We start from the raw sequence: 11,950 nt of genomic DNA, 5'->3' as shown, positions 1-11,950 counted from the left end.
CACCTGACGCGCGAAGTCGCTGCCTGGGAAACCCGCCGGAATACCGTCCGCGCCAAAATCGATTGGCGTTTCACCACCGACAATGCGCGCATAAAGCTCAAGCATCTTTACCCTTCAATTCAACCTTGATGAAGCACTAGTCCGCCGAAGGACCAGCGTGCTCGTCGGATGCCGTCACGTACGATACCGAAATATATCGGTGCGCGGACACGCCGCTCAGCCGAGCTACAGCACCACTGAAAGAAACCCGAACGTGAGCAGTGTCTTATGTCCTTCTTGGCCAACGCTCAGGGCCGAGAATAAGTAATAGTCGTGATAGTCGTAGAGTTCCAAATCGTGCTCAACTGTAAACGAACTGGGTATGCGATCGAATTCGATCGCTTTTTTGAAGTGATCTTCCTTGGCTGGATTATTCAAGAGCATCAGCTCGCCGACTATCAGGGCAGCGCCCAAAGCCAGACGCTGCAATTTTTTCTTTTCGGCGCCGAAATGGGTAGGAGTACCGCATTTTCGACATTGGAAAAGTTTTTCATAGTTTCGATGGCCACATTCTTTGCATTCTACGAGGGACATGCACTCAATACCTCAAACCAAATAAACAGCAAAATCCACCATCTTTCGAGATGGACACCGGCCAGGATCCGCCAAAGGCTAAGGGGCTCAGCGAGGCCGAGGGACGGGGCAGTTTAGCAGGAATGTAGCGGCTATGTGGGACTAGAAGGATTGTTGCGGCCGTATAAAATGCCGCACCCATGCGGATGAACGAGATGAGTGTGATCGTCAACGGTTAGCTGTGGCTTATAGCGCACCTCGCGGGCGTATTATCCGACAAGTAGATCGTGAGCAGAACAACAACCGGCCAGCAGGCAGCGGCTACTAAATCCGCCGCCCGATGAAACGGCCAAAGTACCTGTTTAGACAGGGGGGCGGCGGCCCATCACAAAAAAGACCAGCGCGAGGATAAGCCCGACAACGAACAATATCCAAGCAATGTTGACCGCCGTACCGGCTATGCCGCTGAACCCTAAAAGGGCGGCGATAATGGCGATGACTAGAAAAGTAACTGCCCAACCTATCATGGCATATCCTCCGTGGTTGGTTTTACATTTCACCGGGCCGGTGAGATGTCGATACAATAAATAAGACAAGCGCAGCGCCCGCTTTACTCAATCGATCTTGTTGTGGCGAATGACCTGAAATCGTCTTTCAGCGGTTCAATCCTTCGGACTGAGCTTCACGCGTTTTCGGGAATCACAATAAACAAAAGGGTGGGACAGCCGGCGTTGGCCCTGAAAAGATAAACGTGGTGGCCACAAGCGACTGCATTAGAGTTAAGTTCTGTGGCTCATGCCGACAGGCAGCGCTAACGCGCGCCGGCGACGGCCCCGCCGGCGCGTTGAACGGTCAGCGGGAACGACGGGCCAAGGGCAGAAGTCCGAGCAGCGCCGTGGTAAACAGCATTACCGCGGGCGGCAACGGGATGGGCGCCAAATTCCCCCGAATCTCACCGCCTGGGAAGTCAGCATTATGGATGTTGGAATAAGCTCTCGTAGCGTTCAGCGCGGCAATGAGCGCAGCGGCGGCGCCTTCCGCCGATCCCCCGCCGACGTCGTTGAGAAAGTCATCACTGTAGGTGCTCGGCGCACTTAAGTCGAATGTGTTTTCGTAGGTCCCGGACGTGGCTGCTGGAAATGACGGAAGCCCGACCGCGATGCCGGCGTTGGCCCCGGGATCACTGCAGCAGTGGATATGGGCGGCGGTTGCATTACCGCCGGTAAGCCCGGCCCAGTCGACGTGAACGGCCAGGGTATCGCCTTCCACTGTTACGGAGGTAAAGCCGGTAGCCGTAGACGTATTGGGCGGAACTTCATTGACGCCCGACATCGAGGCTGTGTAAAGATCGGCGTTCGCAGGCTGAACCATCGCCAGCGCGCCGCCAAAAAGAAGGGACAGGTGAATCCGTTTCATGAGAGTAACCTCCTGTTACACGTTGTCCATAGGGGCAATCAGGAAGCTATACTCAAAAATACCCGGTTGTCAAGCGAGACCTGTGCGCGGTGATGCGCATCGAGAACGACCCGGAAGGGTTGGCCACGTCTTGGCGGCATATCCGGGTCGTGATACTACGGCGGCGGCTAGGAACCACCCATCAGTCGGACGCGGTTTGAGTAGGCTTGCGGCATAGTGACCAGCCTGGTTCAGGATCAACTCGTGATTGCCATCTTGAGCCGATCCGCCGCCTTGGCGCTGATTCGGCGGTTTTGCGAAATGCCTAGGAAGATATCTCTGAACATCACGTAATTCACGGCCATCCAGAAACCGTGGACGATAGGAATGAGCGGGTACAGGCCAAGCGATATAAAGGCCAATACGCTCGCAAAAGAGAAAACGGCCACGAGAAGGACCGAGTTTCGGTTTAGCACGGCGCCATGTTGTCCGTACGTCAGCGCTCTAATAAAGCCTACGCCGAGACTTCGCAAGGGATAAAGAAACCCGAGGCCGACCGGTAAGATCATTGCCCACTCGATGAGGTTGTTTCCGCTTTCCTCGTACACCTTTGCGAGCCGTGTTGAAAAATCGCTTCCGCCTTGAATCTTCGTTGCCCCGGCACCGATCTCCTGACGGCCTGAATCGGCCATGGCTTGGGTCGGCATGGCTGCCTTGCTGGAGGTGATGGCCATATTCAGCGGAATAGTCGTTAGAAAGACGAACGTGCCGACCTGAAACCCGAATTTGACCGCATCGTGGAACAGCGAACCAAATCGCGAGCTCATTCCGGCCCAGTCCGATTCGTGGTCCACCGTCACCGCGAGATTGAACCCGATCGCGAGCGTCAAATATTCTCCGATGGGCTCGGCGACGCCTGCGGCGCCGGTAACGAGGCAGCACGCGGTCATCACGGCGATCCATACCGGCCATTTCCGGGAAACCAGTTCAAACCCCTGCTTGATCCAGTTTCGCCACGCATCGGGAGAAGCCTGCCTAGGGTGGATAAATCCGCTCGCCATGAATAAACCTCACGCAAAAGTATCGTTGAAAAAACGGGCGGCACAGTTTACAACAGCCCCGACGTCATTAACGGCATGTAACGCAGTGTTTTCGATTGGTTGCCTATCGGCGCCCCCACCGATGTTTAGAAAAGCCGCCCTATGGTTCACCGATGCATTTTCCTTCCCTTGAACGGATTCGGATTAGAGCGGTTTCAGAGTTGATGTATGGCTAGGATGCGCTGTGCGCACAGCGCACCCCACATCTAAACCGAAACCGCTCTAGCCGAGACCAGTTTGCGGCTTTCCGACACCGTGCCCTTGCCATTCGGCAGTTTCGCCACACGAGACAGAGGAATCCTTGATGGTTGTATTTTCCAGGTTTGTCGCGATCGATTGTCCCGTGTCGCTCGTCTGCGGGCCTTCAGGCAAGAATCCGGCCTTCCGGATCGTCTTTAGCGCCGACGGGGAAATTCCTTTCCCGCAAGTCATTCTGCACGGGCGGGATTCTCAGCAGCTTATCAAGGGAGATGGCATCCAATTGGGCGCCGAAGGGACCTATGTGGCCACGGTGCCCGCGGGACTATTGGAGGCCGGAGAGATTGCCGTTCAGGTAGAGGGCTGCCGAAAGGCCGATCTCGCCAGGGCCGGCGGCGATGACTGGATTAAAGAATTTCGCACGCTGCGGCTGGCTTCTACGCCCGCGGCGAAACCGCAAGTTCGCGTCACCATGGCCGGCGGCGCCGAAATCAAAGTGTATTTCGGCATCCATAAGCACATGCACCAGCCGTACTACAACACCACCGACCGGAATTATTGGGACGGAGAAAAGGATGATATCTTCGGCTCGCGGGTTGGCAACTACACCGATTTCATCCCCGCGGCGATTCGGCAGTACATCGAAGGCGGTTTGCCGCACGCGGGGCTGTCGACCAGTTGGAGCGGTTCGCTGATGGAGCAGCTCGGCCGGTGTGCGTCCGAAAACCTGTGCGGGGGACGCTTCTCGAATTGGAATGGAGCGCTCCGCGAGATGGCCGACGCGAAAACCGCGCTCGGGAATGCCCGTGTTGCCTTTAGCGCCTTCGGCTTTTTCCATCCGCTGATGCCGTTGATTCCGGCGCGGGACATCGTCAGGCAGATCGCCTGGCACCGGCAGATCGTCCGCGACGCATTCGGCGTCGACGCATCGCGCGTGCTGTTCCCGCCGGAAACCGCCTTCCATGTGCGGATGATCCCGGCCCTGATCGAAGCCGGCATTACGGCGGTTATTTACGACTCGATCCACCGCTTCCGCGCCTGCCGGGACTATCCTTACGCCGGAATCGGCGAAGGCATGCTGCCGCCCAATCCCGCGGACCAGGCCAATGCACCTGTGGACGACTGGCTGCAACTCCGCAACATCTGGGCGGGCTCCAAGATCTCGCCATCGCTCCTTCGGCCGGAATATGTCGCTTACGAGGACGCGGACGGTCATACCTACAAGCTCATCGCCGTTCCGGCCGAACGCTACATCGGAAACGAGGATGCCCGCGGCGGGTTCGGCGCGCTGCAATATCCCGACGTGCTGGGCCAAGTGTACGACCGCATCGTCGAAACTGGCGGTTACGATCCCGCGCACCCGCCCTTTTTTCTGCTGCACTCCGATGGCGACAATCACGGCGGCGGCGCCGATAGCTATTACAAGCATAATACCGGGCAACTGGTGCGCTGGCTCCGCGAGGACCCACGCTTCGAGCTGACTACCATCGACGACTATTTGCAGCAGTTCCCGCCCGACCCGGCCCACGCCGTGTACATCGAGCCCGGCTCGTGGAGCGGTGCCGACAACGGCGATCCGCAGTTCATGAAGTGGTTCAGCCGTTACGACCAGCCCTATTCGCCGGACCTCAACTCCTGGGCGGTGCTGACGGCTTTCCAGAACATCATCCACACTTTGGAAGACAGCGAACCCGGACACCCTCAGCTCGCCGAGACGATGCGGCTGCTCTTGACCGCTGAAACCAGTTGTTACTGGTATTGGACCGGACAGGAGGTTTGGGATCGGCAAGTCACGAATGCCGCCAATCGGGGTTATGGGTTGGTGAAATCGGCGGTCGAGCAGTTAATCGCCGCCGGTCGGGATCGAACGGGACCGACCATCTTCGCCCCGTGGGTAACGCCCGAAAATCCGGGTGGCAAACGGTGGGGGCAGGGCTGTTTGGTGGACGCCCCGCGCCAGGGCACCGCGCACACCTTCGTGTTCGATGTCTCCGGCATCAAGCGCGTCGATCTGGTCCTCCGCGCCGCTAACGGGGAAACCACCCTGCCGATGCGGGATCACGGCCCTTACCCGTGCGAGACCGGAGCAGCCGTCACCGCCGGCTATTACACCGCGGATTTGCCCGTCGGAGCCGGCGACGTTCGTTATTACATCGAAGCGGAAGACTGTGCCGGAAATATCGCCCAGGGCACCCTGGAGCGCGTCGGTCTGGCCTAAAGTATTCATATCCCCCATCTAATTGTTTCCTAAAAAGAAATAGCGCGTTGCCTAGTTGGGAAAAATCGTATCGGAACGGAATCGCCTGTAGCGGCATCGAATCACTAAAGGTTAAAAGGGCAGATCCGTTAATCCGAGTTTTCTTATGTAGGCATAGTTGTAATCGTTCTCCAAGTGGTGTGCCACGGGGAGCAAAGGATTTACACGGAGGATAGGGATATGATCATGCGCAAAAAAGCGATATCGATTTTGTTAGCCGGTTTATTTTCCGGCGCTGTCTATAGCCAGGAGGGACCCTTTGTCGCCAATATGACGGGCCAGGACGAGGTTCCCCCAGTCGAGTCCATGCTCCGGGGTGTAGGCATCTTTACGCTCAATCAGGACGCGACGCAATTAACTTACCACCTCAGCGTGCAGCAATTGCAACAAGTCGACACCGAAGACGGGACAAGGCTGACCATGGCGCATTTGCACTGCGCTCCGCCGGGGCAAGCCGGTCCGATAGTCGTCGACTTGTTGGGAATGATCAGAGGCGGCGTGGCCGCACCACTCGAGCTCAGAGCAACCGCGTCGGAGGCCAATATCATTCAAGAGGCGGACCAAATGGCTAGTGAGCAGACGGCCTGCTCGGCCACGATCGGGACCCCGATCACCACCATGGCCGAGTTGATTCAGGCCATTCAGGCCGGAAATATCTATGTGAATGTGCACTCGGTTCAAAATCCCCCAGGGGAAATTCGCGGGCAGCTCATGTCCATCACCGTGGGTGAACAACCGCCGGGTGAACAACCGCCGGGTGGACAACCGCCGGGTGGACAACCGACTCCGTAGCCAGGCGGAGGGTAAAATGGTCGAGCGGGGCGACGTGAAGAGCGATCGCTTGTCGGCAAAGACCGCATCCATCGGACTTGGTTGGCAGGTCAATTCGAGTGTAAGGCTCACAATAACCTGACGACTTAATTGATCATCGGCCAGCGCGGAAACTGCCCCTCAATTTGAACTCATATTTGAAAAAGGCCTGCCGAAAAGCAGGCCTTTATTTTTTGAAGCCTTTATGTTGAAGCCAGAAAAGCGATCTTGCATGTCACAGTCGCGTTACGGCTTCAGCACTACCTTGATGCATTCGTCCTGCTTATGCTTGAACATTTCGTAGCCTTCGGGCGCATCGTTGAGCCGCATCTGGTGCGTGACGATGAAGCTCGGGTCGATTTCCCCGTTCCGGATTTTCTCGAGCAGCGGCGACATATAGCGTTGCACATGGGTTTGCCCGGTCTTGATGGTCAGCGACCGGTTCATGACGGAACCCATGGGAAACTTGTCGATAAATCCGCCGTAGACGCCGGGAACCGAGACCGTGCCGCCGTTGCGGCAGGCCATGATGGCTTCGCGCAGGACGATGGGCCGGTCGGTCTCCAGCATCGTCGCCTGCTTGGCGCGGTCATAGGCGTATTGAGCGCCGTGTCCGTGCGCCTCCATGCCGACGGCGTCGATACAGGCGTCCGGTCCTCGGCCTCCGGTCATGTCCATGAGCGAGTCGTAGACATCGACCTCCTCGTAATTGAGCGTCTCCGCCCCGCCTTGTTCTCGCGCCATGCGAAGCCGGTCGGGGAACCGGTCGATCGCGATCACCCGCTCGGCGCCGAGCAGATAGGCGCTCTTGATGGTGAGCTGGCCCACCGGGCCGCAGCCCCAGACGGCCACGGTGTCGCCGGGCTGGATGTCGCAGGCTTCCGCCGCCATGTAGGCGGTCGGGAAGATGTCCGAAAGAAACAGGACCTGCTCGTCGGTAAAGCCGTTCTCGATCTTGATTGGGCCGACGTCGGCGAAAGGCACCCGAGCATATTCGGCCTGCCCGCCGGCATACCCGCCGGTGAGGTGCGAATAGCCGAAGATCCCCGCGGGCGAATGGCCCCATAGCTTTTCAGCCATCACGGCGTTCGGGTTGGAGTTCTCGCACAGCGAAAACATCTTTTTCTGACAGAAAAAACAATTCCCGCACGAGATGGGGAATGGAACCACCACGCGGTCGCCGACCTTGAGGTTGTTCACGCCGCGCCCCACATCGACGACTTCGCCCATGAATTCGTGGCCGAGGATGTCGCCTTTTTCCATGGTGGGGATGAAGCCGTCGTAAAGGTGCAAATCGGAGCCGCAAATCGCGGTCGACGTGATTTTTACAATCGCATCGCGCGGGTTGAGGATTTCCGGATCGGGCACCTGCTCCACCCGAAGGTCGTTTTTGCCGTACCAACAATTCGCTTTCATGACAGTGTTCCTTGTCCGACTCGATGGGCCGCTGAACGTCGGCAAAAGACGGGCAGCGGAGTTCGGTATTAGGTTTGGATGATTTCGTCGTACTTCGTCGACAGGCTGCGGGCCCGCCCGGCGGGCTGCCCTTCGGTCGTCGCCACTTCGCCGGTTTCCATGGCCTGCTTGAGCCGGTGCAAGTCCACCGGAATCTGCTTCTCGGGCGCTTCGCCGAACAATTTCGCGATCTTGGCGCCGATGATGCCGCCCGGCGGCCGGTAATCCATCTCCACCTTGACCACCGTGCCGCGTCCGCCCGGCGCACGCTCGAACCGCACCGATCCGGCGTTGTCCACATCCGCGCCTTCGAGCGAGCGCCAGGCGATCAACTCGTTCGGCCGGTCGTCGACCACTTCCGAATCCCACTCGACATGCATTCCGGCCGGCGCCTTCGCGACCCAATGAGAACGCCGCGGTCCGATCTCCCGCACGGATTCGAGATGGTTCATGATGCGCGGCAGACCTTCGAAATCATGCCAGAACCGATAGATGTCCTCGGGCGAGCGGTTGATCGTGATGCTTTCTTTGACATGGATGCCGCCATGCGCCATTCCGGCGCTCCGGCTCAGCTGCTCGCTGCCGATGATGTCTAGGGCCGTCACGCCGGCTACGGCCGCCATGGCCGCCGCCGCTCTGCCGCGTTTTGGATTTTCCTCGCCCAAAGCCGATCCGAGCAAAGCCAGATCCAGCGCATCGCCCGCCACCCGCGCCTGGAGCCAATTGGGATTTCCGGGTTGCGCGAGGATGCCGATCCCGGTCGCGATTTCGCGCAGTCCGAACAGTTGTACGATGCCGTGGCGACCGTCCAGGCCGACCATATCGGCGACTTTCTTCGGTGCCGCGAGTTCGAAGAGGCCCAAACCGATACTGAACCAGCCCAGACTCTTCGCCATTTGCTTCTCGTCCATAGCGTTCCGCTCCTTTATCCAACTCAGGTGCGCCAGGGATGTTCCGGCAGATCGGATACTCCGATCACTTCGCACCCCGCTTTCGCAACCTTGTGATCGTCCTCGACCGTGCTGCCGCTCGCCCCGATCGCCCCGATCAGAACCCCGTCCGCATTTACGATCGGGAGTCCGCCGGGAAACGTGATCAAGCCCTCGTTGGAGACCTCGATCCCGTACAAAGACCCTCCGGGCTGCGACATTTTGCCGATTTCGCCGGTCGGCATACCGAAGAAACAGGCGGTCCTGGCTTTTCGGATCGCGATATCGATACTGCCGACCCAGGCGTCGTCCATCCGGGCGAACGCTTTCAAGGTGGCGCCCGAATCCACGACCGCGATACAACTCCGGTTGCCGATCTCCTGGGCTTTTTTCAGTGCCGCGGCGACGGCGCGTTGCGCTTCGTCATAGCTGACATGCATGGCCATTCCCTCCGTCGATCCGTTAAACCTGTTCGACAATCCGAAACCTGGCGCGTTGCGCTTGTAGCCCCGGAAGTTTGCGGCACAAAGGCCGCATAATCGCACCCGCTGTCCTGGATTCGGTCTAAGGTTTCGTGTGCGGCCGATCATCGGCATTTCCGGATTTGGCCATACATGAATTTCGAAGAGGAAAAAGGAGGATTTATGTCCAATGAACTGGCGCAAATAGCCGCGCGCATGGTCGCGCCGGGCAAGGGGCTGCTCGCCGCCGACGAGAGTAGCGGCACGATCGAAAAGCGGTTCAAGAATGTCGGCGTCGAATGCACCGAGGAGTCGCGTCGGGAGTATCGCGAGATGCTCTTCACCGCGCCGGACCTGGAAAAATACATCAGCGGCGTGATTCTGTTCGACGAGACGATCCGCCAGACAGCTTCCGACGGCACGCCTATCCCGGAACTCCTCGCCGCCAAAGGGATCATTCCCGGCATCAAAGTGGACAAGGGCTTGGTGGACCTGCCGTTCTTCCCCAGCGAGCGGTTTACCCAGGGGCTCGACGGACTCGGCGGCCGGCTCGACGAATATCACCGGTTGGGAGCGCGGTTCGCTAAATGGCGCGCGGTGATCGCCATCGGCGAAGGTATCCCGACGTCCCAGTGTTTGCGCGCGAATGCCGAGGCTCTGGCCCGTTACGCCGGACTCTGCCAGGTACACGGACTAGTGCCCATCGTGGAACCCGAAGTGCTTATGGACGGCGCTCATGACATCGAAACCTGCCGGCGGGCGACCGAAGCGACCCTGCACGAGGTTTTCGACGCGCTCGGGCGTTACCGCATCGGGTTCAAGCACATGATCTTGAAGCCGAACATGGTGCTCTCCGGAACGGATTGTCCCCGGCAGGCGTCGCCCGACGAAGTCGCGGACATGACGCTGACCAGTCTCAGGCGGACCGTGCCGGTGGCGGTCCCCGGCATCGCTTTCCTATCCGGCGGCCAGAGCGACACGGCGGCGACTGCCAATCTCAACGCGATCAATGCCAAGGCCCAGGCCATGAAAACGCCGTGGACGCTCACCTTCTCGTTCAGCCGGGCCTTGCAGGCCTCGCCGATGGCGCTTTGGCGCGGCCGGGCGGAAAACGAGACCGCGGCCCGGCAATCCCTCATTCAACGCGCACGCCTGAACGGGGCCGCGGCGCAGGGGAAATACGATCCCGGAATGGAGCAGGCGGCGTAGAGATATTCACTGGCCGACGAGCTCAGCCGGTGTTATGACTAAGGGAAATCGTCACCTTTTACCAGAGACAAGTAGGCCGAAATCAGCATCAGCGTTCCCGGCTTTAGGGCTCGGGATTTCGGGTTATCCCGAAGCTTACGGCCGAACGGCTGCCCGCTCAAGGTATTGGCAAGCGTTTCCGTTTCCGAGGCGGCAAGCTGTCTTGAGGTCATTCACGGCCGCGGGCATATCTCCCTTGTGTCGAAAAGCACCGGCCCGTTCCAGGTAAGCATTGGCGTTGTCTGGCTCCTCACGCAGGAATCGATCCCAGAGAGCGATGATATCGTCCCATCGTTGGGTCTGGGCGAACACCCAATCCAGGGATTGATGAGCCTCGAAATAATGCGGGTTCAAGCGGATGGCCTCTTCGAGATCGCTCTGTGCCATATCCGGCTTGCCCTTTTGGGCATAGGTCCGCCCACGCCAATAATAGGTCTCATGCCGTTCGGGATCGATATTCAACGCCTTGCCGAAGAGTGCAATCGCTTCGTCGTAATGACTGCGTTTTTGCGCTTCGTAAGCATCGGATGTGAATTTTTCCGCGACCCACTTGCGAACGCTCTTCAAGCTTTTCTCCCCTGGATCGAGTTTTAAGGCTAATTCCATATCGGCGGTGGCTTCCTCGATGCGGCCTAGGTCAATAAGCGCCCGCGCACGGTCGCCGAGCACTTCGGGAACTTGCGGATAAAGATCGAGCGAGGCGTTGGCATCCGCGAGGGCTTTGGCGGAGTCGTTCATCCTGCGGTAGGCATCGGCGCGGTCCGCGAAAAACTGGGAGTATTCACCCGTGGCCAAGGCCTTTGAAAAGAGTTGCACGGCCGTCCCGTAGTCTTTTCGGCTAACCGCGACCTTCCCAAGGTCCCAGGCCGTAAGTCCTTGTAGAATCTTGAGTCGCGGGTTTTGGGCGGCATAAGCTTGGGATTCCGTGGCGAAACGCTCCATTGCTTCGTATGAGCCTCCCCATCGTGGCAGCAGCGCCTGCATGTGGCCCCGCCGGATGCGAAAACTCGCCGGCGCTATTTTCAGAGCCTGTTGGATGAATGCCTGTTCCGTACCATCATCACCATGGAACATCGCTATTTTTGCCAATACGTAATAGCCTTCGATTAGCGTGGGATGCAGGGATAGCGCCGCTTTGACGTGGCGGACCGCCTGCTCGAAAGCGATATCCATTTGCTTGAACTGTTCGGGAGAAGTCTCATCGGCCCATTTGCCTCCTCGCTCGACCGTGCCGAGCCTATAGAAATATTCTCCAGCCGCAAGCCGCGCCGCATACAATTGGGGACGCGCCTCCATCCACTGATGCAAAATGGATTCGTGATTTGGCTTGGATTCCATGAATGTCTCGAAGGCGAAAGTGGCGTAAATCTCTTTCGTCACGTCCTTTTCGGCAGTTTTTTGCAGAGTAACTAGTGTCCTGTCCCATTAATTCGCTGACATAATCGTTGAAGTTTGGCCAGGATGGAATCCGCCGTGGCGGTCCAGACGAAGGGTCGGCAGGACTGGTTGTAATGGGAGATGAAGTGGTCGATCTTGTTGACCAGA

Annotated in this window: 11 protein-coding genes and 2 pseudogenes; 4 read left to right on the top strand and 9 right to left on the bottom strand. The window is 58.5% G+C overall.

Annotation, left to right across the window (positions count from 1 at the left end; translation table 11 throughout):
* A pseudogene (locus tag VEB01_RS21155) lies at positions 1 to 129 on the top strand (IS630-like element ISCARN102 family transposase); the annotation flags it as partial.
* 96 nt (positions 130 to 225) lie between these two features.
* Here the strand turns inward: VEB01_RS21155 and VEB01_RS21150 are convergent.
* The 4 genes from VEB01_RS21150 to VEB01_RS21135 form a co-directional block, all read right to left on the bottom strand.
* A complete protein-coding gene (locus tag VEB01_RS21150) occupies positions 226 to 573 on the bottom strand; it encodes a hypothetical protein (RefSeq protein WP_324878988.1) in 348 nt (115 codons plus the stop codon).
* A 341-nt stretch (positions 574 to 914) separates the two neighbouring features.
* The gene (locus VEB01_RS21145) at positions 915 to 1,079 is read right to left on the bottom strand and encodes a DUF1328 domain-containing protein (RefSeq protein ID WP_324878986.1); all 165 of its coding nucleotides are present in this window, start codon (positions 1,077 to 1,079) and stop codon (positions 915 to 917) included.
* A 325-nt stretch (positions 1,080 to 1,404) separates the two neighbouring features.
* Positions 1,405 to 1,968, bottom strand: a complete 564-nt coding sequence (locus VEB01_RS21140; RefSeq protein ID WP_324878984.1) for a CHRD domain-containing protein — start codon at positions 1,966 to 1,968, stop codon at positions 1,405 to 1,407.
* Positions 1,969 to 2,204: 236 nt separating this feature from the next.
* The gene (locus tag VEB01_RS21135) at positions 2,205 to 3,008 is read right to left on the bottom strand and encodes a hypothetical protein (RefSeq protein WP_324878982.1); all 804 of its coding nucleotides are present in this window, start codon (positions 3,006 to 3,008) and stop codon (positions 2,205 to 2,207) included.
* A 343-nt stretch (positions 3,009 to 3,351) separates the two neighbouring features.
* On the opposite strand from VEB01_RS21135, the gene VEB01_RS21130 reads away from it, so the two are divergent.
* Positions 3,352 to 5,463, top strand: a complete 2,112-nt coding sequence (locus VEB01_RS21130; protein ID WP_324878980.1) for a glycosyl hydrolase family 57 — start codon at positions 3,352 to 3,354, stop codon at positions 5,461 to 5,463.
* 219 nt (positions 5,464 to 5,682) lie between these two features.
* Positions 5,683 to 6,294 carry a CHRD domain-containing protein gene (locus VEB01_RS21125; protein WP_324878978.1) on the top strand — a complete coding sequence of 204 codons (612 nt, stop codon included), beginning with the start codon at positions 5,683 to 5,685 and terminating at the stop codon, positions 6,292 to 6,294.
* Between the two features lie 264 nt (positions 6,295 to 6,558).
* Here VEB01_RS21125 and VEB01_RS21120 read toward each other — a convergent pair whose 3' ends face one another.
* From VEB01_RS21120 to VEB01_RS21110, 3 genes are all read right to left on the bottom strand, one after another.
* On the bottom strand, positions 6,559 to 7,728 hold the full coding sequence (locus tag VEB01_RS21120; protein ID WP_324878976.1) for a zinc-dependent alcohol dehydrogenase: 1,170 nt from the start codon (positions 7,726 to 7,728) through the stop codon (positions 6,559 to 6,561).
* A 68-nt stretch (positions 7,729 to 7,796) separates the two neighbouring features.
* The gene (locus VEB01_RS21115) at positions 7,797 to 8,678 is read right to left on the bottom strand and encodes an SRPBCC family protein (RefSeq protein WP_324878974.1); all 882 of its coding nucleotides are present in this window, start codon (positions 8,676 to 8,678) and stop codon (positions 7,797 to 7,799) included.
* A gap of 23 nt (positions 8,679 to 8,701) precedes the next feature.
* Positions 8,702 to 9,136 carry a GlcG/HbpS family heme-binding protein gene (locus VEB01_RS21110; RefSeq protein WP_324878972.1) on the bottom strand — a complete coding sequence of 145 codons (435 nt, stop codon included), beginning with the start codon at positions 9,134 to 9,136 and terminating at the stop codon, positions 8,702 to 8,704.
* 204 nt (positions 9,137 to 9,340) lie between these two features.
* Between VEB01_RS21110 and VEB01_RS21105 the strand changes: the two genes are divergently transcribed.
* Positions 9,341 to 10,366 carry a class I fructose-bisphosphate aldolase gene (locus tag VEB01_RS21105; protein ID WP_324878971.1) on the top strand — a complete coding sequence of 342 codons (1,026 nt, stop codon included), beginning with the start codon at positions 9,341 to 9,343 and terminating at the stop codon, positions 10,364 to 10,366.
* A gap of 135 nt (positions 10,367 to 10,501) precedes the next feature.
* On the opposite strand, the gene VEB01_RS21100 is transcribed toward VEB01_RS21105, so the two are convergent.
* Positions 10,502 to 11,785, bottom strand: a complete 1,284-nt coding sequence (locus tag VEB01_RS21100; RefSeq protein WP_324878970.1) for a tetratricopeptide repeat protein — start codon at positions 11,783 to 11,785, stop codon at positions 10,502 to 10,504.
* A gap of 29 nt (positions 11,786 to 11,814) precedes the next feature.
* A pseudogene (locus VEB01_RS21095) lies at positions 11,815 to 11,950 on the bottom strand (IS630 family transposase); the annotation flags it as partial.

The sequence above is a fragment of the Methylocaldum sp. genome (assembly GCF_035627495.1).
Classification (GTDB): Bacteria; Pseudomonadota; Gammaproteobacteria; order Methylococcales; family Methylococcaceae; genus Methylocaldum.
The sequence above is the reverse complement of the archived record's forward strand: the minus strand, read 5'-3'. Positions and strand labels throughout refer to the sequence as shown.

Excerpts from the sequence above, each read along its gene's own strand:
- VEB01_RS21150 (WP_324878988.1), bottom strand. The coding sequence starts at position 573 with ATGTCCCTCGTAGAATGCAAAGAATGTGGCCATCGAAACTATGAAAAA.
- VEB01_RS21145 (WP_324878986.1), bottom strand. The coding sequence starts at position 1,079 with ATGATAGGTTGGGCAGTTACTTTTCTAGTCATCGCCATTATCGCCGCC.
- VEB01_RS21140 (WP_324878984.1), bottom strand. The coding sequence starts at position 1,968 with ATGAAACGGATTCACCTGTCCCTTCTTTTTGGCGGCGCGCTGGCGATG.
- VEB01_RS21135 (WP_324878982.1), bottom strand. The coding sequence starts at position 3,008 with ATGGCGAGCGGATTTATCCACCCTAGGCAGGCTTCTCCCGATGCGTGG.
- VEB01_RS21130 (WP_324878980.1), top strand. The coding sequence starts at position 3,352 with ATGGTTGTATTTTCCAGGTTTGTCGCGATCGATTGTCCCGTGTCGCTC.
- VEB01_RS21125 (WP_324878978.1), top strand. The coding sequence starts at position 5,683 with ATGATCATGCGCAAAAAAGCGATATCGATTTTGTTAGCCGGTTTATTT.
- VEB01_RS21120 (WP_324878976.1), bottom strand. The coding sequence starts at position 7,728 with ATGAAAGCGAATTGTTGGTACGGCAAAAACGACCTTCGGGTGGAGCAG.
- VEB01_RS21115 (WP_324878974.1), bottom strand. The coding sequence starts at position 8,678 with ATGGACGAGAAGCAAATGGCGAAGAGTCTGGGCTGGTTCAGTATCGGT.
- VEB01_RS21110 (WP_324878972.1), bottom strand. The coding sequence starts at position 9,136 with ATGCATGTCAGCTATGACGAAGCGCAACGCGCCGTCGCCGCGGCACTG.
- VEB01_RS21105 (WP_324878971.1), top strand. The coding sequence starts at position 9,341 with ATGTCCAATGAACTGGCGCAAATAGCCGCGCGCATGGTCGCGCCGGGC.